Annotated in this window: 18 protein-coding genes and 1 pseudogene; 15 read left to right on the top strand and 4 right to left on the bottom strand. The window is 72.3% G+C overall.

Annotated features, from left to right (window positions below; all coding sequences use genetic code 11):
• The first annotated feature begins 14 nt into the window (after nucleotides 1-14).
• Nucleotides 15-605: a helix-turn-helix domain-containing protein gene (locus ACIG5E_RS01075; protein ID WP_396530669.1), complete on the top strand. Its 591-nt coding sequence runs from the start codon at nucleotides 15-17 to the stop codon at nucleotides 603-605.
• 179 nt (nucleotides 606-784) lie between these two features.
• On the opposite strand, the gene ACIG5E_RS01070 is transcribed toward ACIG5E_RS01075, so the two are convergent.
• Nucleotides 785-2665 (bottom strand): cholesterol oxidase substrate-binding domain-containing protein, encoded by a 1881-nt coding sequence (locus tag ACIG5E_RS01070; protein WP_396531000.1) that lies wholly within the window; start codon nucleotides 2663-2665, stop codon nucleotides 785-787.
• A gap of 443 nt (nucleotides 2666-3108) precedes the next feature.
• Between ACIG5E_RS01070 and ACIG5E_RS01065 the strand changes: the two genes are divergently transcribed.
• Nucleotides 3109-3843, top strand: coding sequence for a carbon-nitrogen hydrolase family protein (locus ACIG5E_RS01065; protein ID WP_396530667.1), 735 nt, complete (start codon nucleotides 3109-3111; stop codon nucleotides 3841-3843).
• A gap of 135 nt (nucleotides 3844-3978) precedes the next feature.
• Nucleotides 3979-5385, top strand: a complete 1407-nt coding sequence (locus ACIG5E_RS01060) for a class II fumarate hydratase (RefSeq protein WP_396530666.1) — start codon at nucleotides 3979-3981, stop codon at nucleotides 5383-5385.
• A 90-nt stretch (nucleotides 5386-5475) separates the two neighbouring features.
• Here ACIG5E_RS01060 and ACIG5E_RS01055 read toward each other — a convergent pair whose 3' ends face one another.
• The gene (locus ACIG5E_RS01055; protein ID WP_396530665.1) at nucleotides 5476-5946 is read right to left on the bottom strand and encodes an SPW repeat protein; all 471 of its coding nucleotides are present in this window, start codon (nucleotides 5944-5946) and stop codon (nucleotides 5476-5478) included.
• Nucleotides 5947-6132: 186 nt separating this feature from the next.
• On the opposite strand from ACIG5E_RS01055, the gene ACIG5E_RS01050 reads away from it, so the two are divergent.
• Entirely contained in the window at nucleotides 6133-6744 is a 612-nt protein-coding gene (locus ACIG5E_RS01050) for a PadR family transcriptional regulator (protein ID WP_396530664.1), read from the top strand.
• 146 nt (nucleotides 6745-6890) lie between these two features.
• The gene (locus ACIG5E_RS01045) at nucleotides 6891-8591 is read left to right on the top strand and encodes an acyl-CoA dehydrogenase family protein (RefSeq protein ID WP_396530663.1); all 1701 of its coding nucleotides are present in this window, start codon (nucleotides 6891-6893) and stop codon (nucleotides 8589-8591) included.
• An 84-nt stretch (nucleotides 8592-8675) separates the two neighbouring features.
• Here the strand turns inward: ACIG5E_RS01045 and ACIG5E_RS01040 are convergent, their stop codons facing one another.
• Nucleotides 8676-9005: a response regulator transcription factor gene (locus ACIG5E_RS01040; protein WP_396530662.1), complete on the bottom strand. Its 330-nt coding sequence runs from the start codon at nucleotides 9003-9005 to the stop codon at nucleotides 8676-8678.
• Between ACIG5E_RS01040 and ACIG5E_RS01035 the strand changes: the two genes are divergently transcribed.
• The 5 genes from ACIG5E_RS01035 (at nucleotide 9004) to fahA (ending at nucleotide 15239) form a co-directional block, all read left to right on the top strand.
• A complete protein-coding gene (locus ACIG5E_RS01035; protein ID WP_396530661.1) occupies nucleotides 9004-10344 on the top strand; it encodes a phosphoribosyltransferase family protein in 1341 nt (446 codons plus the stop codon). The two genes, ACIG5E_RS01040 and ACIG5E_RS01035, sit on opposite strands and share 2 nt — an antisense overlap.
• Before the next feature lie 269 nt (nucleotides 10345-10613).
• Nucleotides 10614-11828 carry a 4-hydroxyphenylpyruvate dioxygenase gene (hppD, locus tag ACIG5E_RS01030; protein ID WP_396530660.1) on the top strand — a complete coding sequence of 405 codons (1215 nt, stop codon included), beginning with the start codon at nucleotides 10614-10616 and terminating at the stop codon, nucleotides 11826-11828.
• Between the two features lie 116 nt (nucleotides 11829-11944).
• Complete coding sequence (locus ACIG5E_RS01025; RefSeq protein ID WP_396530659.1) at nucleotides 11945-13147, top strand: homogentisate 1,2-dioxygenase; 1203 nt, start codon at nucleotides 11945-11947, stop codon at nucleotides 13145-13147.
• A 14-nt stretch (nucleotides 13148-13161) separates the two neighbouring features.
• On the top strand, nucleotides 13162-14022 hold the full coding sequence (locus tag ACIG5E_RS01020) for a hypothetical protein (RefSeq protein WP_396530657.1): 861 nt from the start codon (nucleotides 13162-13164) through the stop codon (nucleotides 14020-14022).
• Nucleotides 14019-15239: a fumarylacetoacetase gene (fahA, locus tag ACIG5E_RS01015; RefSeq protein WP_396530656.1), complete on the top strand. Its 1221-nt coding sequence runs from the start codon at nucleotides 14019-14021 to the stop codon at nucleotides 15237-15239. Before ACIG5E_RS01020 ends, fahA begins: the two co-directional genes overlap by 4 nt.
• A gap of 102 nt (nucleotides 15240-15341) precedes the next feature.
• On the opposite strand, the gene ACIG5E_RS01010 is transcribed toward fahA, so the two are convergent.
• Nucleotides 15342-16115, bottom strand: a complete 774-nt coding sequence (locus ACIG5E_RS01010; protein WP_396530655.1) for an SDR family oxidoreductase — start codon at nucleotides 16113-16115, stop codon at nucleotides 15342-15344.
• A 109-nt stretch (nucleotides 16116-16224) separates the two neighbouring features.
• Between ACIG5E_RS01010 and ACIG5E_RS01005 the strand changes: the two genes are divergently transcribed.
• The 5 genes and pseudogenes from ACIG5E_RS01005 to ACIG5E_RS00985 all read left to right on the top strand — a co-directional run bounded on the left by ACIG5E_RS01005 (nucleotide 16225) and on the right by ACIG5E_RS00985 (nucleotide 21919).
• Nucleotides 16225-16866 (top strand): TetR/AcrR family transcriptional regulator, encoded by a 642-nt coding sequence (locus tag ACIG5E_RS01005; protein WP_396530654.1) that lies wholly within the window; start codon nucleotides 16225-16227, stop codon nucleotides 16864-16866.
• A 175-nt stretch (nucleotides 16867-17041) separates the two neighbouring features.
• Complete coding sequence (locus ACIG5E_RS01000; protein WP_396530653.1) at nucleotides 17042-18094, top strand: enoyl-CoA hydratase/isomerase family protein; 1053 nt, start codon at nucleotides 17042-17044, stop codon at nucleotides 18092-18094.
• 82 nt (nucleotides 18095-18176) lie between these two features.
• A complete protein-coding gene (locus ACIG5E_RS00995) occupies nucleotides 18177-18830 on the top strand; it encodes a GntR family transcriptional regulator (RefSeq protein WP_396530652.1) in 654 nt (217 codons plus the stop codon).
• Between the two features lie 179 nt (nucleotides 18831-19009).
• Nucleotides 19010-20968, top strand: a pseudogene (locus ACIG5E_RS00990) (transketolase-like TK C-terminal-containing protein); the annotation flags it as partial.
• Between the two features lie 165 nt (nucleotides 20969-21133).
• Nucleotides 21134-21919 (top strand): enoyl-CoA hydratase, encoded by a 786-nt coding sequence (locus ACIG5E_RS00985; protein ID WP_396530651.1) that lies wholly within the window; start codon nucleotides 21134-21136, stop codon nucleotides 21917-21919.
• The last annotated feature ends 93 nt before the right edge of the window (nucleotides 21920-22012 follow it).

The following is a 22012-nucleotide window of genomic DNA, read 5'->3' as shown; positions in this document are numbered from 1 at the left end:
AGTGAGTGGCGAGCATGACTGACCGGACCACCCGGCCCGAGGGCGCCAACGGCTCCGGCGCGGAGCTGATCGGCCAGATCGCCGCGTCCATCCGACGCGAACGCGAACGCGGCGGACTGTCGATGACCGAGCTGGCTCGACGCGCCGGCATCGCCAAGTCGACGCTCTCGCAGCTGGAGTCAGGTGCCGGCAACCCCAGCGTGGAGACGCTCTGGGCGCTCGGGGTGGCGCTGAACGTGCCGTTCAGCCGGCTGGTCGACCCGCCGCGCCCGACCGTCAAGGTGCTGCGGGCCGGGGAGGGCCCGGTGACCCACTCCGAGCAGGCCAACTACGCGGCCACCGTGCTCTCCTCCTGCCCGCCGAACGCCCGCCGCGACATCTACCGGATCGAGGCCCAGCCGGGCGAGACCCGAGCCTCCGACCCGCACATGCCCGGCACCGTCGAGCACGTGATGATCGGCTCGGGCCGGGCCCTGGTCGGCCCGAGCGAGGCGCCGGTCGAGCTCGGCCCGGGCGACTACATCAGCTATCCGGGCGACGCCCCGCACGTGTTCCGCGCCCTGGCGGCGGACACCCTGGCCGTGATCGTGATGGAGCACATCTGACGCTCCGCCGCCGGGCGCCGACCGGCGAGCGGCGAGCGGCGAGCGGCGAGCGGCGAACGGCGAGCAGCGAACGGCGAGCGGCGAACAGATGACAGATGACAGATGACAGATGACAGATTTCATCATCTGTTCGCTGCCATCTGTTCCACCACCCGCGCCCTGGCCCGCTCCGGAGCGGGCTACTTCAGCAACCCGTCCAGGAATGCGTTCCCAAACACCCGGTGCGGGTCGTAGCGGTCCAGCACGGCGACCGCCTCGTCCCAGCCGGGCCAGCCCCCGGCCCGCAGGCTGTCGGGGATGACCCGGCCGATCAGGTCCTGGTCGGCCCAGGCCGCGTCGGCGGTGTAGGCCCAGCCCTTGGACCACTCGACCCGCAGGCCGGCCCGGGTGCCGTCGAAGGTGCGCAGCAGCCACTGCTCCAGGTCCCGGGCGAAGCGCTCCAGACCGGGCGTGCCGGGGAAGGCCAGGACGTCGAGCCAGACCGCGGTGTCCCACTCCGGCCGGTCCGCCCGCGGTCGCAGCGCGGACAGCAGCGGGGGCCGGGCGCCGGGGACGCCGGAGTAGGACGGGTCGTCCAGGCCGGTGACCCGGATCTCCACCGCGCCGTTCACCGGGAACTCGCCCCGGGCCTGGTACTCGGCGAGCAACTGCCGGTAGTAGGCCGCGAATTCGCTGACCACCCACTGCAGGTCGGCGCGCTTGGTCAGGATCGCGTAGCCGTTGGCGGTGACCCGCAGCGTGGTGGGCCGCACGTACTGCAGCAGGGTGCGCGAGGGGCCCCAGAGGTCGGAGCGCAGACCGCCGGCGAGCAGGTGGGTGATCAGGTCGCCGGAGAGCAGGTCGCGCAGCAGTCCTCCGGAGAGCAGGACGTCGGTGAGGTCGCCGGTGAGCGCCACCTTGGCGACGAGGTACTGGAGTTGGCCGAACAGCGGGGCCGATCCCCAGGCGCCGGAGACGATTTGGCCGGCCAGCCGGGCGACCGGTTCCGGAATGCTGTCCGAGAAGGGGTAGTTGTAGGGCTGGTCGACGGCCCGGGAGGCCAGCGGCTTGGTCGGGCTGACGGTCCAGGTCTTGAGCCACGGGTAGTCGGTGTAGGCGAACCAGATCGCCTCAACCCGGCCGTCGCGCTCGACGAAGTCGGCGAGGGTGCGCGGGCCGTCACCGCCGCCCAGCAGTCCCCCGAGCAGCCCGCCGCCGCCCGTGGCGGCCCCGGGACGGGCGAACAGGTCACTCGCCGGGATGTCCAGTCGGCTGACGCAGCGCAGCGGCCGGTCGGCCCCGGCGCGCAGCACGACCTCGGTGAGGAAGGCGCGGCCCAGGTGCACCAGGAAGGCGGCGCTGTCGGCCTCGGCCCGGTCGAAGGTGCGCAGGGTGTAGCGGCCGGTGGCCGGGTCGAGGACGACGGCGGTGAGCCGCACCACCTGGTTGCTGACCGAGCCGTAGCCGTGCCCGTCCGGGCGCAGTTCGCCGTGCGCCGGGGCGGCGGTGCCGTGGCCGCCGATGGCGAGCACGCCGCCGACGGTGAGGTCACCGGGCGCCGGGCAGGCCGTCAGGCCGAGGCCTCGGTCGGCCAGGTGGGCGAGCAGCGCCTCCATCCCGGCGCCGGTCTGCGCCCGGACGGTGGTGGGCGAGTCGGCGGTGATGGCGGTGAGGTAGCGGCTGGTGTCCACGATCAGGACGCGGGTGCTGTCCGGGGTCCCGTTGGCGACTGTGAGCGGCGCCCAGGTGTGCCGGTAGCCGGAGGCGCGCAGCCGCCAGCCGTTGGCGTGCGCCCAGTCGGCGAGGGCCGGCACCTCCTCGGGGGTGCGCGGCGCGCAGGTCCACAGCTGGTCGGTGCGGATCTCGCCGGACCAGTTCTCGAAGACCCGCTGGTAGAGCTCGGTGCCGGCGGGCAGGCCGGGCGGTACCGACGTGGCGGCCTCCGCGCTGTCCGGGCCGATGGTGCCGCGCAGCAGCCAGGCCGCGCCGCCGAGCGCCGCGGAGGCGCCGAGCAGTTGCCGCCTGGTCAGGCCGCGTCCGGCGTCCCGACCGCTTGCCCGGCCGTCCGGCGCGCCGGCCATGTCGTTCTCGCCGTCCGCGACGGTCGCGCCAATCGCGTCGGTCGTACGGCTGTCGTCGTGTCCTGTGGTCATCCGGTCCGCCCCCTGCGTCGGTTCCCCGGGCCGGGCCGCGGCGCTCCGGGGCGGTCGGTGTCCACCCGACCCGGTCAGGAGCGTACGAAGTGCCGTACGACCGTTTGAAGCGATCCGGCCGGGATCTCACTCGTTCGAGTGATCACGGCTCGAACAGCTGAGACCCGGCCACTCCGTAGGCGTCCCGGTCCCGGCAAGGCAGGACAGGTGCGCCCCGGCCGGAGCGAGCGCCTCCGCGTGCCGCCATGGTGAGGACCGGCAGGGCGGTCGGCCAGGGCAGCCCAGCCGGGCTCCCGACGCTTGCCCGGCTCCTCGGCGGCCGCATAGGTTGATCTTGACCACCGACCCCCCACCCGACCGGAGGCCCCGCCATGCCCTCGTCAGCGCCGCTGACCGTCGCCGTCGCCCAGCCCCTCTGCGCCGACCGCGGCCGCCCGGACACCCTGGCCGTGAACGTCGAGCGGCACGCCGAGGCCGTCCGGGCGGCCGGGACCCGCCTGGTGGTCTTCCCCGAGCTGTCGCTGACCGGCTACGACCTGGTCGCCCCCACCGTCGACCCGGCCGACCCGCGGCTCGCCCCGCTGGTCGACGCCTGCGCCGCCGCCGGCTCCCTGGCGCTGGTCGGCGCACCGGTCGCGGAGGCCGACGGGAGCGAGTCCATCGCCACCCTGGCGGTCACCGGAGAGGGCGCCGCCGTCGTCTACCGGAAGATGCGCCTGCACGGCGAGGGCGAGCCCGACCGTTTCACCGCGGGCGAGAAGCCCGTCGTGCTGGAGCTGGACGGCCTGCGACTCGGCCTCGCGGTCTGCGCCGACGTCGCCGACCCGACGCACGCCAAGGAGACCGCCCCGCTGGGCATCGACGCCTACGTCGCCTCCACCCTGTACGGCCCGGGCGCCGCGCAGGCCGAGCGCCGGGACGGCCACTGCCGGGACCGCGCCACGACGCACGGCGTCTGGGTCGTGCTGTCCACCTCTGCGGGGCCCTCCGGTGTGTTCCCGGACAGCTCGGGCGGTTCCGGGATCTGGGCGCCCGACGGGTCGTCGGTCGCGCAGGCCGGCACCGAGCCGGGCGAGCTGGTCCGCGCCGGGATCCCCCGGCCGTAACCGCGCCGCACCCGGCGTCCTCCGGATCGGAGATCACCGGCCCCGGGTGGAAATACCCGGGGCCCGTGCGCGGCTGTCGTGATCGGAAGACCCGTGACCGGGCCGAGCGGGCCCGTACAGGAGGTGCAGCGCACGATGGGTGACGAGCGGGAGAAGCCGCAGGAGTACCGGATCGAGCACGACTCGATGGGTGAGGTACGGGTGCCGGCCGCTGCGAAGTGGCAGGCGCAGACGCAGCGGGCGGTGGAGAACTTCCCGGTGTCCGGCCAGCGGCTGGAGCGCGCGCACATCGCCGCGCTGGCCCGGATCAAGGCGGCCGCGGCGCGGGTGAACGCCCGCCTGGGGGTCCTGGACGAGGAGACGGCCGGGGCGATCGCGGCGGCGGCCGAGGAGGTGGCGGAGGGCCGCTGGGACGACCAGTTCCCGGTGGACGTCTTCCAGACCGGCTCGGGCACCTCGTCCAACATGAACGCCAACGAGGTGATCGCCACCCTGGCCGGCGAGCGGCTGGGGCGGTCGGTCCACCCGAACGACCAGGTGAACGCGAGCCAGTCGTCCAACGACGTGTTCCCGTCCTCGATCCACATCGCCGCCACCGCCGCCGTCACCCACGACCTGATCCCGGCGCTGGAGCACCTGGCGGAGGCGCTGGAGCGCAAGTCCGTCGAGTTCACACAGGTGGTCAAGTCGGGCCGCACCCACCTGATGGACGCCACGCCCGTCACCCTCGGCCAGGAGTTCGGCGGCTACGCGGCTCAGGTGCGGCACGGGCGGGAACGGCTGCTGGCCACGCTCCCCCGGGTCGCCGAACTGCCGCTCGGCGGAACGGCGGTGGGCACCGGCATCAACACCCCGCCCGGCTTCCCGGCGGCCGTCATCGAGGAGGTGGCCCGCGCCACCGGACTGCCGCTGACCGAGGCCCGCGACCACTTCGAGGCGCAGGGCGCGCGGGACGCGCTGGTCGAGCTGAGCGGCCAACTGCGCACGGTGGCGGTCGGGTTCACGAAGATCGCGAACGACCTGCGATGGATGGGCTCCGGCCCGCGCACCGGCCTGGGCGAGATCAACCTGCCGGACCTGCAGCCTGGTTCGTCCATCATGCCGGGCAAGGTGAACCCGGTGCTGCCCGAGGTGGTGCTGATGGTGGCCGCCCAGGTGGTGGGCAACGACGCGACGGTGACCCTGGCCGGCGCGAGCGGCAACTTCGAGCTGAACGTGATGCTCCCGGTGATCGCCCGCAACGTGCTGGAGTCGGTGCGGCTGCTGGCCAACAGCGCCCGGCTGCTGGCGGACCGGACGGTGGACGGCATCACCGCGAACGTCGAGCGGGCCCGCGAGTACGCGGAGTCCTCGCCGTCGGTGGTGACGCCACTGAACCGGTACATCGGGTACGAGGAGGCGGCGAAGGTCGCCAAGCAGGCGTTGGCCGAGCGGAAGACGATCCGTCAGGTGGTGCTGGAGCGCGGGTACGTCGAGCGGGGCGAGCTCACCGAGGAGCAGTTGGACCGGGCGCTGGACGTGCTGCGGATGACGCGCCCGTAGCCCGGGCCCGGTCGGGCCCCCCTCGGACGTGCGCCGGGGCGCGGCGGGCACACGTGCCCTCCGTGCCCCGGACGCGGGCTGCGGGGAAGATCAGCCCTTGGCGCGGCCGGCCCGGCCGAGCCGCATCGCTGCTCCGTTCGCCGTGATCGTGGCCATCGAGATCGCCGCGAGGCCGAGCAGGAACATCACCGCACCGACGATGACGCAGGTGACGATGTTCTTGCCGTGCGCGACTGAACCGGAGACGGCCCAGGGAGAGATGATCGTCCAGACACCGAGCGCGGCGGCGGCCCAGGCGCGCGCGTGGGTGCGCTCGTAGGGCGATCCGTAGCCGGCCATCAGGGCCGTGTAGGCCAGACCCACGATCAGGCAGGTCACGGTCAGGGTGCTGAACGCGGTGAAGCCGACGATCCAAGGCGATGCCGCCAGGAAGAGGCCGGCCAGTACGGCCAGGGCTTCAATGCCCTGGGCGCGGGGGGTCGAGGTGACCCGCTCGTAGTGTTCCCGGAGTTCGACGATGTCCGGGTGGTGCTCCATGCCCGTCGGCAAATGGGTTGCCACCGATACCACCTCCTGTGGTTCGGACCATGGAAGGGGGCGTGCCCCGTACCTATTCTGGCGCTTCTCCAAGGTTTTGCACCTGATTGTCCGGAATCGCCGATAACCATCCGATCACGCCGGTGACCTGCGTCTCAACACTCCGGGGGGACGTTGCCTATGCAACTCGTTGCATAGCAGGATGCGGGCATGGCACTGGAGCACGCGATCCTCGTCTCGCTGCTGGAGCAGCCCGGCTCCGGGTACGAACTGGCCCGGCGCTTCGACCGCTCCATCGGACGCTTCTGGACCGCCACCCACCAGCAGATCTACCGGGTGCTGCGGAGGATGGAGGCGGACGGCTGGGTCGCCGCCGAGGAGGTCGCGCAGGACGGCCGCCCGGACAAGAAGGTGTACTCGGCGGCCGGGCCCGGGCGGGCCGCGCTGGCCGACTGGCTGCGCGAACCGGTCGAGCCGGAGACCGTGCGGCACGAGCTCGCGGTCAAGATCCGGGCCGCGGCCTTCGACGAACCGGCCGCGCTGACCGCGCTCATCTCCGAGGTCGAACGGCACCGCGACAGCCATGCCGCCCTGCTCGCCCGTTACCTGCACGGCGAGCAGCGGGACTTCCCCGACCTCGCCGCCCTGGACACCCGGCAGGAGCTGCAGCACGTGGTGCTGCGCGGCGGCATCGAGTTCGAGCGGATGAACCTCGCGTGGCTGGACGACGTGCTCGCCACTCTGCGCCGACTCGCGGACGGACGGGGCGGGGAACAGGGGACGGGGAACGGAAACCAGATGACAGAGTCTGAAATCTGTTAGCTGAAATCTGTTTTCTGTTCGCTGTACTCCGTCATCCGAACCCCGCCATCTGAACCCCCCTCATCTGAACCCCACCATCCGAACCCCGTTTCGCCGAGCCCTCACACGCTCGACACCCTCGACATCCTCGACCCCAGGGAGCCCTGATGCTCTTCAACCCGCGCACCTACGACCCCGCGCAGTTCGACGAGCCGACCCGCCGGCTGCTGCGCGCGACCGTCGACTGGTTCGAGTCCCGCGGCAAGAAGGCGCTCATCGACACCTACATCGACCGCACCTGGTACGCCGACTTCCTCGAATTCGCGGCCCAGGAGGGCCTGTTCGCGGAATTCCTGACCCCCTCCGCGGCCGACCCGAACAAGCGCTGGGACACCGCGCGGATCGCCGAGCTGAACGAGATCCTCGGCTTCTACGGCCTCGGCTACTGGTACACCTGGCAGGTCACCATCCTGGGCCTCGGCCCGGTCTGGCAGAGCGAGAACGAGGCCGTCCGGGCCCGCGCCGCCAAGCTCCTCGCCGAGGGCCACGTGATGGCCTTCGGCCTGTCCGAGCGCACCCACGGCGCCGACATCTACTCCACCGACATGATCCTCACCCCGGACGGCGAGGGCGGCTTCACCGCGACCGGCCCCAAGTACTACATCGGCAACGGCAACGTGGCCGGCCTGGTCTCGGTCTTCGGCCGCCGCTCGGACGTCGAGGGCCCCGAGGGCTACGTCTTCTTCGCCGCCGACAGCCGCCACGAGGCGTACCACCTGGTCAAGAACGTGGTGAACGCCCAGATGTACGTCAGCGAGTTCCGCCTGGAGGACTACCCGGTCCGGGCCGAGGACGTGCTGCACACCGGCCAGGCCGCCTTCGACGCCGCGCTGAACACCGTCAACGTCGGCAAGTTCAACCTCTGCACCGCCTCGGTCGGCATCTGCGAGCACGCGATGTACGAGGCCGTCACGCACGCCCACAACCGGGTGCTGTACGGCCGCAAGGTCACCGACTTCCCGCACGTGCGACGGGAGTTGACGGACGCCTACGCCCGCCTGGTGGCGATGAAGCTGTTCAGCGCGCGGGCCGTGGACTACTTCCGCACCGCCTCCCCCGAGGACCGCCGCTACCTGCTCTTCAACCCGATGACCAAGATGAAGGTCACCACCGAGGGCGAGAAGGTCATCGACCTGATGTGGGACGTCATCGCGGCCAAGGGCTTCGAGGCGGACACCTACTTCGACAAGGCCGCCAAGGACATCCGCGGCCTGCCGAAGCTGGAGGGCACCGTCCACGTCAATCTGGCGCTGATCCTCAAGTTCATGGGCAACTACCTGTTCGCGCCCGCCGACTACGCGCCGGTGCCGACCCGGCTGGACGCCGCCGACGACGCCTTCCTGTTCCGCCAGGGCCCGGCCCGCGGTCTCGGTGCGATCCGCTTCCACGACTGGCGCGCCGCCTACGACCGGCACGCGCAGCTGGCGAACGTCGCCCGCTTCCGCGAACAGGCCGACGGCTTCTGCGAGTTGCTGCTCAAGCACGCGCCGAGCAAGGAGCAGCAGGCGGACCTGGACTTCCTGCTGGAGATCGGCCAGCTGTTCGCGCTGATCGTCTACGGCCAGCTGGTGCTGGAGCAGGCCGAGCTGACCGGCCTCGACGCGGACGTCCTGGACCAGATCTTCGACGCGCTGGTCCGCGACTTCTCCGCGCACGCGACCGAGCTGCACGGCAAGGCCTCCGCCACCGAGGAGCAGGCCGCCTGGGCGCTGGCGAACGTGCGCCGCCCGGTGACGGACGCCGAGCGCGCCGCGAAGGTGTGGGCCCGGGTCGAGGCGCTCTCGGGCTCGTACGAGATGCAGCCGTAGGCCCGAGAGGGCCGGCAAGACCCCGGGGGTGCCGGTCGGCGGACCGGCACCCCCGGACCACATCCCGCGGTTGCCCGGGGCGGGTCAGCCCTCGCCGAGGCCCATGTCGCGGGCCCGGGCGACCGCCTCGGCACGGGTCGCCACGTGCAGCTTCTCGAAGATGTGGGTGACGTGGTTGCGGACGGTCTTCTCCGCGACCACCAGCTCCCGGGCGATCCGCCGGTTGTCGTAGCCGCGCGCGACCAGGTCCAGCACCTCGGCCTCGCGGGCGGTGAGGTCGGGGAAGAGCTGCCCCGCCTCGCGCATTTTCGCCCCAGCCAGCAGGGCGGTGATCCGCCCGGCCGAACAGCGCGCCGCCCGCCCGGCACCGACCCGCCACGACCGGCGTACGGTGGAACTCGGAGGCCGTGTCATGCACGTCACCGGAACCCACTTCACCGACCGCACCGATGCGGGCCACCGGCTGGCCGCCCGCCTCGCCCACCTCGCCGGCCCCGACACCGTGGTGGTCGCCCTGCCCCGCGGCGGGGTGCCGGTGGCCGCCGAGGTGGCGACGGCGCTCGGCGCACCGCTGGACATCTGCGTGATCCGCAAGCTCGGAGTGCCGTACCAGCCCGAGCTGGCCATGGGGGCGATCGGCGAGGACGGCGTACGGGTGCTGAACGAGCAGGTCCTGCGGCTCGCCGGGGTCGGCGACGAGCAGCTGGCGCAGGTGGAGCGACGCGAGCGCACCGAGCTGGCGCGCCGGGCCCGCCGCTACCGGGGCGACCGTCCGGCCGCCGACCTGCGCGGGCGCACGGTGGTCGTGGTGGACGACGGCATCGCCACCGGCTCCACCGCCAGGGCGGCCTGCCGGATCGTCCGGGCACGCGGCGCGGGCCGGGTGGTGCTCGCCGTCCCGGTGGCGCCCCGGGACTGGACGGACCGGCTCTCCGAGGTCGCCGACGAGCTGGTCTGCGTCGACACGCCGTCCCCGTTCTTCGCGATCGGCGAGTTCTACGCCGACTTCTCGCAGACCGACGACGAGGAGGTGCTGCGGCTGCTGGCCGAGGCCCGGGGCGAGGGCGGACGGCCCGAGGAGCCGGACGGCGTCGACCGCGAGCTGCTGCTGTCCGTCGCCGGGGTCCGCCTGGCGGGCCGGCTGACCGTGCCGGCCGAGGCGCGCGGGATCGTGGTGTTCGCCCACGGCAGCGGCAGTGGCCGGCACAGCCCGCGCAACCGGCACGTCGCCCGGTACCTGAACCGGGCCGGGCTGGGCACCCTGCTGTTCGACCTGCTCACCGAGGCCGAGGAGCCGGACCGGCGCAAGGTGTTCGACGTCGGCCTGCTCGGCTCCCGGCTGACCGCCGTCGCACGGGAGCTGGAGCGCACCGACGGTGCTCGCGGCCTGCCGCTCGGCCTGTTCGGCGCCAGCACCGGCGCGGCCGCCGCGCTGTACACCGCCGCCGAGCTGGGCCCGGCGGTGCGCGCCGTGGTCTCCCGGGGCGGGCGCCCGGACCTCGCCGGGGCAGACGTCCTGGGCCGGGTGGACGCGCCGACGCTGCTCGTGGTCGGTGCCCTGGACACCACCGTGCTCGGCCTCAACCGGGAGGCGAGGGCCCGGCTGCGGGGCGTGAGCGAGCTGGCGGTGGTGCCGCACGCGAGCCACCTGTTCGAGGAGCCGGGCACCCTCGACCAGGCCGCTGAGCTGGCCGGGGACTGGTTCCTGCGCCACCTGCCGACCGCCGACGGCCCGGGTGCCGAGGGCCGGTAGTCGCCGGTTGCGCAGATCTCGCGCGAGCAGCGCCCGGAGGCAGCACATATTGTGCAGCCGGGGCCGGGAATTCCTGATCAGCTTGTACACATTGAGCAGTGAAAAATCGACCTGTTGCCCAACCCTCACGACAGGAGCAAGCTCTGCGCAACCGCACCGCCCACCAGTTCGCCGTGCGGCAGCGATCCACGCGATCCGACCGGAAGCCCCAAAGCCCCCGGAAACCCCCGGAAGCCTCAACGCCGAGGCCCTGAGTGGAGGAACGAGCGATGACCACGCAGTCCCACGCCCTTGAGCTGACCCCCGAGGAGCGCGAGGCCGGTCTCGACGCCGACCAGCTGCGCCGCCTCGTCGGCCTCGTCGAGCACGACCAGGCCTCCGACCCGTTCCCGGTCACCGCGCAGGACGCGGTCGTGTTCGTCGTCGGCAACGCCACCCAGACGGCCCAGTTCTACCAGGTCGTGTTCGGCATGGAGCTGGTCGCCTACTCCGGCCCGGAGACCGGCCGCCGCGACCGCAAGGCTTACGTGCTGCGCTCCGGCTCCTGCCGCTTCGTGATCAAGGGCGGCGTCCAGCCGGACAGCGCGCTGCTGGACCACCACCGCCGCCACGGCGACGGCGTGGTCGACCTCGCCCTGGAGGTCCCGGACGTCGACAAGTGCATCGAGCACGCCCGCGCCAGCGGCGCCACCGTCCTCGAGGAGCCGAACGACGTCACGGACGAGAACGGCACCGTTCGCCGCGCGGCCATCGCCACCTACGGCGAGACCCGCCACACCCTGATCGACCGCTCCCGCTACAACGGCCCGTACCTGCCGGGCTACGTCGTCGCCAAGAGCACCGTCACCCACCCGGAGGGCTCCCCCAAGCGCCTGTTCCAGGCCCTGGACCACGCCGTGGGCAACGTCGAGCTGGGCCGGATGGACGAGTGGGTCCAGTTCTACAACCGGGTCATGGGCTTCGTGAACATGGCCGAGTTCGTCGGCGACGACATCGCCACCGAGTACTCCGCCCTGATGTCCAAGGTCGTCGCCAGCGGCAACCACCGGGTGAAGTTCCCGCTCAACGAGCCGGCCATCGCCAAGAAGAAGTCCCAGATCGACGAGTACCTGGAGTTCTACGCCGGCCCCGGCTGCCAGCACATGGCGCTCGCCACCAACGACATCCTCACCACCGTGGACGTGCTGCGCTCCCGCGGCGTGGAGTTCCTCAACACCCCGGACGCCTACTACGACGACCCGGAGCTGCGCGAGCGCATCGGCAAGGTGCGGGTGCCGATCGAGGAGCTGAAGAAGCGCGGCATCCTGGTCGACCGCGACGAGGACGGCTACCTGCTGCAGATCTTCACCAAGCCGATCGGCGACCGCCCGACCGTCTTCTACGAGTTCATCGAGCGGCACGGCTCGCTGGGCTTCGGCAAGGGCAACTTCAAGGCGCTGTTCGAGTCCATCGAGCGCGAGCAGGACCGTCGCGGCAACCTGTAGCGTCGGGACACCCTGACGGACGGTCGACTCACGGACGGTCGACTCAGGGACGGTCGGCTCACGGACGGTCGGCTCACGGACGGTCGGCTCACGGACGGTCGAGGAGGAGCACGGAGATGGCGTACTACCGGCAGCTGGGCAACATCCCGCCCAAGCGTCACACCCAGCACCGCACACCCGAAGGCGGGCTGTACTACGAGGAGTTGATGGGCGAGGAGGGGTTCTCCTCCGACTCGTCGCTGCTCTACCACCGGGGCATCCCCTCGGCGGTGGTCAACGCGGCGCCCTGGGAGCTGCCCGACCAGTCCACGGTGCCCAACCATCCCCTGCTCCCCCGCCACCTCAAGCTGCACGAGCTGTTCGCGGACCAGGAGTGGAAGTCCGCGGACGTCGTGGGCAGCCGCCGTCTGGTCCTCGGCAACGGCGACGTGCGGATCTCGTACGTCGCCGCCGGGGCCCCGAGTGAGCTGTACCGCAACGGGCTCGGCGACGAGTGCGTGTACGTGGAGTCGGGCTCGGGCACGGTCGAGACGGTCTTCGGCTCGATCGAGGTCAGCCAGGGCGACTACGTGATCATCCCGCGCGCCACCACCCACCGCTGGGTGCCGTCCGGGGACGAGCCGCTGCGCGCCTACTGCATCGAGGCGAACAGCCACATCACCCCGGTCAAGCGCTACCTGTCCAAGTACGGGCAGCTGCTGGAGCACGCGCCGTACTGCGAGCGGGACTTCCGCGGGCCGGTCGGGCCGCTCGTGGTCGACACCCCCGGGGACGTCGACGTGCTGGTCAAGCACCGTGGCCCGAACGGGGTTTCGGGCACCCGCTACACCGTGCCGCACCACCCCTTCGACGTGGTCGGCTGGGACGGCTGCCTGTACCCGTACGCCTTCAACATCCGGGACTTCGAGCCGATCACCGGCCGGATCCACCAGCCGCCGCCGGCCCACCAGGTGTTCGAGGGCAACGGCTTCGTGATCTGCAACTTCGTTCCCCGCAAGGTGGATTACCACCCGCTGTCGATCCCGGTGCCGTACTACCACGCCAACGTGGACAGCGACGAGGTCATGTTCTACTGCGGCGGCGACTACGCGGCCCGCAAGGGCTCGGGCATCGGTCAGGGCTCGATCTCGCTGCACCCGGGCGGGCACACCCACGGGCCGCAGCCGGGCGCATACGAGCGCAGCATCGGCGTGGACTTCTTCGACGAGTTGGCGGTCATGGTGGACACCTTCCGCCCGCTGGAGCTCGGCGAGGGCGGACGGGCCACCGAGGACTCCAACTACGCCTGGACGTGGGCGGGTCGGGGGCCCGGGCGATGAGCTCCGGTACCCCCGTGTTCCCCTCATCGGGCCCCTTCGCCATCCCGGAGCTGTTCCTCGGACTCTTCGACGACGCGGCGGTGTTCCCGCCTGGGAACCTGCCGGTCGTCGAGGCGGTGCCCGCGCACCGCGCCCACCGCACGGCCTGGTACGCCGACGCGGTCGGCCCGTTCCTGTGCGGGGCGGGCCGGTTGGGCGAACTGGCCGCGGCGGTGGAGGGCACCGGGCCGCTCAGGGTCGGGCTCGTGCTGCCGGGGGGCAGCGCCGAGCTCGCCCCGGCGCTCGCCGCCGCCGCGCCCTTCGAGCTCGCCGGGGTCGAACTGGCCACCCGGGACGCCGCCGAGGCGGTCGCCGAGCTGGACCGGCTGCTGTCCCCGGACGTGCCCGCCGCCGTCGAACTTCCGCGCGAACTCCTGCGCGGGGACGGGCTGGACGAAACGCTGGACGTCCTGGTCGACAGCGCCTACCGGGCGAAGTTCCGCACCGGCGGGGTCGTCGCGGAGGCGTTCCCGGGCGAGGACGAACTGGCCGCCTTCCTCACCGGCTGCGCCCGCCGCGGCCTGCCGTACAAGTGCACGGCCGGGCTGCACAACGCCGTCCGGCACACCGATCCGGAGACCGGCTTCGAGCACCACGGCTTCCTCAACGTGCTGCTGGCCGCGCAGGAGACGGACCGCGCCGCGGCCGCCGAGGTGCTGGCCGAGCGCGACGGCGAGGTGCTGGCCAAGGCCGTCCGCGCTCTGAGCGGGCACCAGGTTACGGTGATCCGCAACTCGTTCACCGCGTTCGGCACCTGCAGCATCGCCGAACCCCTGGACGACCTGGCCGCGCTCGGCCTGCTGTCGCCCAGTCCACTTGTCCAGGAGGACCGTTGAGCACCCCCCGCAGCTGGCTCACCAGCGCCCAGGACTCGCCGTTCGGCGTGCACAACCTGCCCTACGGTGTCTTCACCGCGGCCGACCGGCCCGGGCAGCGCCGGATCGGTGTGCGCGTCGGGGACTTCGTACTGGACGCCGGGGCGGCCGCCCGCGCGGCCGGCGCGCCGTCGGTGCTGCTGGACGCGGACTCGCTCAACCCGCTGATGGCGGCGGGGCGTTCGGTCTGGACCCAGGTCCGGGCCGACCTCACCACCTGGCTGACGGACGAGTCCTTCCGCGAGGCGCTGTCGCCGGCCCTGCTGCCAGCGGGCGAGGTCGAGCTGCACCTGCCGTTCGAGGTCGCGGACTACGTCGACTTCTACGCCTCCGAGCACCACGCCACCAACCTGGGCCGGATCTTCCGCCCGGGTTCGGATCCGCTCACCCCCAACTGGAAGCACCTGCCGATCGGTTACCACGGTCGGGCGGGCACGGTGGTGGTGTCCGGCACCCCGGTGGTACGTCCGCACGGGCAGCGCAAGGCGCCCGCCGACGCCGCGCCGAGCTTCGGGCCCTCGCGTCGGCTGGACATCGAGGCCGAGGTCGGCTTCGTCGTCGGCACGCCGTCCGAGCTGGGCCGGCCGGTCGTGCTGGACGACTTCCGCGAGCACGTGTTCGGCGTCTGCCTGCTCAACGACTGGTCGGCGCGCGACATCCAGGCCTGGGAGTACGTGCCGCTCGGGCCCTTCCTCGGCAAGTCCTTCGCGACCTCGATCTCGCCGTGGATCGTGCCGCTGGACGCCCTGCAGCACGCCCGGGTCACCCCGCCGGAGCGCGACGTCGAGCCGCTGGCGTACCTGGACGACCGCGGCGGCGAGCCGTGGGGCCTGGACCTGGCGATGGAGGTCCGGCTGAACGGCCACCTCGTCTCGCGCCCGCCGTTCGCCGGCATGTACTGGACGGCGCAGCAGCAGCTGACCCACATGACGGTCAACGGCGCCTCGCTGCGCACGGGTGACCTGTTCGCCTCGGGCACGGTCAGCGGGCCGGAGCCGGACACCCGCGGCGCGCTGATCGAGCTCACCTGGAACGGCGAGGAGCCGCTCAAGCTGCCGGACGGGACGACCCGGACCTTCCTGGAGGACGGCGACGAGGTCGTCATCACGGCGACGGCCCCGGGGCCGGACGGCGTGGTGGTCGGGTTCGGCGAGGTCGCGGGGCGGGTGCGGGGCTGACGGAGGACAAGCGACAACCGACGGACAACAACTGACAGATGACAGCTGACAGATTTCATCATCTGAAATCCGTCAGCTGTCATCTGTTTTTCCGCCGCCCGCCTACAGCCCCGCGCCGCCCGTGGCATCGATGACCCGCCCGGTGACCCAGCGCGCGTCGTCCGAGGCGAGGAACGCGACGATGTCCGCGATGTCCTCCGGCTGCCCGACCCGGCCGAGCGCGGCGATCGAGGCCGCGTACGCCTCCGCCTCCGGGTTGCCGCGCAGCCAGCCCGCGTTGACGTCGGTGTCCACCACGCCGGGCGCGACCGAGTTGGCCGTGATCCCACGCGGGCCGAGCTGCTTCGCGAGGTTGAGCGTGAAGGTGTCCAGCGCGCCCTTGGTGGCGCCGTAGGCGATGATCTCCGGCATCGCGAGCCGAGCGGCCCCGCTGGAGATGTTGATGATCCGCCCGCCGTCCCGCAGCCGCTCCAGCCCGTGCTGCACGACGAAGAACGGCGCCCGGACGTTCACCGCGAACACCTCGTCGAAGTCCGCCTCGGTCAGCGCCGCGAGGTCCGAACTGCGGCCGATCCCGGCGTTGTTCACGATGATGTCAACCCCGCCGCCGCTCGCGTGCGCCCCGACCTCCGCGTCGAAGGCCGCCCACAGCGCGGCCGCGTCGCCGTGCCGTCCGAGCTCGGCGCGCAGCGCGAAGGCCCGCCCACCGTCGGCCCGGATCCCCTCGACCACCTCCCGCGCCGCCGCCTCGTCCCGGGCGTAGCCGACCGCGACGGTGGCACCCTCCCGCCCGAGCCGGCGGGCGATCGCCCGGCCGATGCCCCTGCTGCCGCCGGTGACCAGCGCCACCTTGCCCCGAAGCCCGTACGCGCCCATGACTGAGCCCCCTCCTGTTGCGTCGAGTGCCAGCTCGACAATTGTTGAGCGATCGATCAAGAAAGAACGTAGCACACACTTCTTGAGTGACTGCTCTAAAATCCACCCCATGACCGACGCGGCGACACCCGAGAGCAAGACCGCCGGCCCCACGCCCCGCCCCAGGCGCGGGCGCCCGCCGGCCTTCGACCGGGACGAGGCCTTGGCGGCGGCGACCCGACTGTTCTGGGAGCGCGGCTACGAGGCCACCTCCGTCACCGACCTCACCGCCGCCATGGGCATCCGCCCCGGCAGCCTCTACGCCGCGTTCGGCGACAAGCGCACGCTCTTCGAGGAGGTGGTCAGCCACTACGGGCACTCCCCCGTCGGCGCCTTCGTCGGTGTCGCCCTGGCCGAGGAGGCCGGTGCCCGCGCGGCCTTCGCCCGGATCCTGCGCGAGGCCGCCGCCATCTACCCGGACCCGTCCCACCCGGCCGGCTGCCTGGTGATCACCGCCGCCACCAACGTCACCCCGCAGGACGCCGGGGTCCAGGCCCAGCTGCGCGAGCTGCGCAATCGGAACCGGCAGGTCTTCGCGGACCGGCTGCGCACCGCCCAGCAGGAGGGCGAACTGCCGCCCGGGGCCGACCCGGAGGCGCTGGCCGGGTACCTCGCCACGGTCATCCAGGGCATGTCCCAGCAGGCCCGCGATGGCGCCACCGCCGAGGACCTGGCCCGCATCGCCGAACTCGCCCTGCGCGCCTGGACGTGACAACCGTGCCACCCGAGTACGCCGCCCGACCGCAGGACCGCGATAACGGCAACCGGAACACGGGACCCCGATCACGGGACCCCGATCACACCGGCCTCGTGATCACAACCACCCACCCGCCCCGGTACGGTGGACAGCGAAAGGCGAGATCACCGAGGGGACGGGAGCGGTTCCGATGAGCGCAGAGGCGACGGAGGTCCAAGCGGTCCTGGACGGCGACGGCGGTCTCGGACGGATCGTGCTGAACCGCCCGCGGGCGCTCAACTCGCTCACCCACGGCATGATCACCACCATCCGCGCGACGCTGGACGGATGGATCGCCGACGACCGGGTGCGCGCCGTCGTCCTGACCGGCGCCGGCGAGCGCGGCCTCTGCGCGGGCGCGGACCTTCGTGCCATTCACGACGAGGTCAAGGCCGGCGGGGCCGGCACCCGCGCCTTCTTCCGCGACGAGTACCGGCTGAACGCCCTGATCGCCCGCTACCCGAAGCCCTTCGTCGCGCTGATGGACGGCATCACCATGGGCGGCGGCATCGGCCTGTCCGCCCACAGCGCGGTGCGGATCGTCACCGAGCGCTCCACGATCGCGATGCCCGAGACCCGGATCGGCCTCGTCCCGGACGTCGGCGGCAGCCTCCTGCTCGCCCGTTCCCCCGGCGAGTTGGGCACCCACCTCGGCCTCACCTCCGCCTCGATGGGCCCCGGCGACACCCTGCTGTGCGGCTTCGCGGACCACTTCGTCCCGTCCGCGCGCGTCCCCGAACTGCTCGACGCCCTCGCCCGCAGCGCCGATCCGGCCGCGACCGTCGCCGCCCACGCCGAGCCCGCGCCGCCCGCCGAACTCGCCGGACAGCGCGAGTGGATCGACGCCTGCTACGCGGCCGACACCGTCGAGGAGATCGTCGAGCGACTGCTCAACTCCGGTGTGCCGGAGGCGAAGGAGTCCGCCGAGCTGGTGCTCGGGAACTCCCCCACCGCCGTCAAGGTCACCCTGGCCGCGCTTCGCCGGGCCCGTACGCTGACCTCGCTGGAGGCCGTGCTCGACCAGGAGTACCGGATCTCCTGCGCCGCGCTGGACGGCCACGACCTGGTCGAGGGCATCCGCGCCCAGGTGATCGACAAGGACCGAAACCCGCAGTGGTCGCCGCGTACGCTGGCGGAGGTGACGGAGGCCGACGTCGCGCGCTTCCTCGCCCCGCGCGAGGGCGACGAACTGGGCCTGGCCTGACCTGGCCTGGGCCGATCCCGCCGCCCCCTTCCCGGAAAGCCTGGAGCACGCCATGACCCACCCGGCGCCGACACCTCCACCGATGTCGTCCCCAGCGCAGGGCGGGGACGGCGACCCGCTGTCCCGGGTCCCGCTCGGCGAACAGGTGCGCGGGCTGCTGCTGGAGGGCCTGCTCGGCAGCCGCTGGCAGCCCGGCGACCGGATCGTCGAGCGGCGCCTTGCGGCCGAGTTGAACGTCAGCCAGGCGCCGGTGCGCGAGGCGCTGCGCTCGCTGCAGACCCTCGGGCTGCTCGACGCCGAGCCCAACCGGGGCGTCCGGGTGCGCGAGATCGGCCCGGCGGAGCTGCGTGAGCTCTACCAGGTGCGGGCGGCGCTCGAGCAACTGGCCGCCGAGGCGGCGGTGGTCCGGCTGGCCGGGGACACCGGTGCGCTGGAGCGCCACGTCGAGTTGATGGCCGCGGCGGCCGCGGCCGGTGACACCCTCGGGCAGGCCCGGCACGGGGTGGCGTTCCACCGCGAGATCGTCGCCGCCTCCGGCAACGGGACGCTGCTGCGGTCCTGGGAGGGGCTGGGCGCCGAGGTGTGGACGGTGCTGTCGCTGCACCGCATACGCCCTGAGCTGCACGAGAACGCCGCCGACCACCTGCCGCTGATCGAGGCCTTCCGGCGGCAGGACCCGCAGGTCGGGCGGCTGTTGGCGGAGCACGTCCTGGAATACGCAGACCGCTCCGGCTGAGCGGCGGCGCCCCCGGTCCGTGGTCACACCCGTCGCCATATCAGTTCGCATAGAACTGATCGATCATCGCTCAAATTACCCGCCAGTAGGCGTTGACTCACCACCTCACCCCTCCTTACCGTCCAGATTAGTTCCATGAAGAGAAACACTATTTTGTATCTCGGAATAGTGCTCTGCAGCTCACCTTCGTGGTCAACTGCAACCTGCAGCGCCTGGACGGCCCGGTACGCGGCAACGGCAAGATCGTGCAGGAGCTGGAGCACCGGTTCCGCGCGGCCGGCTGGAACGTCGTCAAGTCGCTGTGGGGCGAGGCCTGGGACGAGCTGCTGGCCCGCGACACCACCGGCGCCCTGGTGCGCCGGCTGGGCGAGGTGCCGGATGGACAGTTCCAGACCTACGCCGCCTCCGACGCCGGCTACATCCGCGCGCACCTGTTCCACACCGACCCCGAACTGCGCACGCTCGCCGAGTCGGTGGACGAGCGGCGCCTGTCGGAGATCGTCGCGACCTCCCGGGGTGGCCACGAGCCGCGCAAGGTGTACGCCGCGTACCGGGCCGCCCTGGAGCACCGGAGCGCACCCACGGTGGTGCTGGTGCAGACCGTCAAGGGCTGGACGCTCGGCCCCGGTTTCGAGGCCCGCAACGCCAACCACCAGATGAAGAAGCTGTCCGGAGCGGAGTTCCGCGCGATGCGCGACCTGCTCGAACTCCCCATCCCCGACCGCGCCCTGGACGCGGAGCTGGTCCCGTACGCGCACCCGGGCCCGGACTCGCCGGAGGTCCGCTACCTGCGCGAGCGCCGGGCCGCGCTGGGCGGTCCGGCCCCGGCCCGCCGGGTGCGCTTCACCCCGCTGCCCGAACTGCCCGCCAAGCCCTTCGAGACGCTGTTCAAGGGCTCCGGCACCCAGGAGATCGCCACCACAATGGCCTTCGTCCGGCTGGTCAGGGACCTGATCCGGGACAGGACCACCGGCCACCGCTGGGTGCCGATCGTCCCGGACGAGGCGCGCACCTTCGGCATGGAGTCGCTCTTCCCGAGCGCCGGGATCTACTCCCCGCTCGGGCAGACCTACGACCCGGTCGACCGCGACCAACTCCTCCACTACAAGGAGTCGGTGAGCGGCCAGATCCTCAACGAGGGCATCACCGAGGCCGGTTCGATGGCCTCGCTGACCGCCGCCGCCAACGCCTACGCGACCCACGGCGAGCCGGTCATCCCGTTCTGCATCTTCTACTCGATGTTCGGCTGGCAGCGCACCGCCGACCAGATGTGGGCGCTGGCCGACCAGTTGGGCCGTGGCTTCCTGATCGGCGCCACCGCCGGGCGCACCACCATGACCGGTGAAGGCCTGCAACACGCCGACGGTCACTCGCAGTTGATCGCCTCGACCAACCCGGCAGCGCTCTCCTACGACCCGGCCTTCGGCTACGAGGTCGCCGTGATCGTCCGCGAGGGACTGCGCCGGATGTACGGCAGCAGCGAACAACACCCGCACGGCGAGGACGTGTTCTACTACCTGACCGTCTACAACGAGCCGCTGCCGCAGCCCGCGCTGCGCGGTGGCCTGCCGGCCGGGAAGGACGTCGTGGACGGCATCCTGCGCGGCCTCTACCGCTACCGCGAGGCGGACACCGCCGGCCTGGCCGCCGACGCGCCGCGGATCCAACTGCTCGCCTCCGGCACCGCCGTGCACTGGGCGCTGGCCGCGCAGCGGCTGCTCGGCGAGGAGTGGGGCGTGGCGGCCGACGTCTGGTCGGCGCCGTCCTGGACGGAGCTGCGCCGGGAGGCGCTGGGCTGCGACGCCGCCAACCTGGCCCAGGCGGCGGCCGGTACGGGCGCGGCGGCCCGGGCCCCGTACGTGACCCGGGCGCTGGCCGGGGCGCCCGGGCCGGTGCTGGCGGTCAGCGACTGGATGCGCGCGGTGCCGGACCAGATCCGGCCCTGGGTGGAGCAGGACTGGACTTCCCTGGGCACCGACGGCTTCGGTCTCTCGGACAGCCGGGCGGCGACCCGGCGGCACTTCGGCGTGGACGCCGAGTCGGTGACGGTCGCCGCGCTGGCCGCCCTGGCCCGCCGGGGCGAGGTCAAGGCCGAGACCGTACGGCTGGCGGCGGAGCGCCACGGCATCCGGTTCTGACCTCTCCGCTGCTCCGGCGACCGGCCGGCAGCCGGCTGGTGACCGGCGTCTCGCATACCAAGACTGGCGCGAGGCGGGGCGCGTCGTAGATCGTTGGGTGGTCAGGGCGCGCCCGCACGGCGCCGAGCAGTGGAATGGCCGAGCAGCGGATTGGAAGTAACGGCGATGACCGAGACCGAGACCTACGAGACGATCCTGGTCGAGCGCAAGGGCCGGGTCGGGCTGATCACGCTCAACCGGCCCAAGGCGCTCAATGCGCTGAACACCCAGCTGATGAACGAGGTCGTGGCGGCCGCCACCGCCTTCGACCGGGACCCGGAGATCGGGTGTCTGGTGGTCACCGGTTCGGAGAAGGCCTTCGCGGCCGGCGCCGACATCAAGGAGATGCAGGGCAACCGGTTCCCGGACGTCTACCTGGACGACTGGCTGGGCCCGTGGGACCGCTTCGGCGCGCTGCGCAAGCCGGTCATCGCGGCGGTCGCCGGGTTCGCGCTCGGCGGCGGCTGCGAGCTGGCGATGATGTGCGACATCCTGCTGGCCGCGGACACCGCGAAGTTCGGGCAGCCGGAGATCAAGCTCGGTGTGCTCCCGGGCATCGGCGGCTCGCAGCGGCTGACCCGCGCGATCGGCAAGGCGAAGGCGATGGACCTGTGCCTGACCGGCCGGATGATGGGCGCCGAGGAGGCCGAGCGGGCCGGCCTGGTCGCCCGGATCGTCCCGGCCGACCAGCTGCTGGCCGAGGCGCTGGCCACCGCCGAGACCGTCGCCGCGATGTCCACCCCGGCGGCGATCATGCTCAAGGAGAGCGTCAACCGCTCCTTCGAGACCACGCTGGCCGAGGGCGTCCGCTTCGAGCGCCGGCTGTTCCACTCGGTGTTCGCCACGGCGGACCAGAAGGAGGGCATGTCGGCCTTCGCCGAGAAACGGGCGCCGAAGTTCGAGAACCGCTGACGGCGGACGGCTGGGGTCGGGTGGCCTGGAACTGGCGGCTGGCGACTGGCGGCTGGCGGCTGGCGGCTGGCGGCTGGCGCGAACCGACGACGG

The sequence above is a fragment of the Kitasatospora sp. NPDC053057 genome (assembly GCF_044546945.1).
Lineage (GTDB): Bacteria > Actinomycetota > Actinomycetes > Streptomycetales > Streptomycetaceae > Kitasatospora.
Note: the sequence above shows the minus strand (reverse complement) of the source record. Positions and strands in the feature narration are given on the sequence as shown.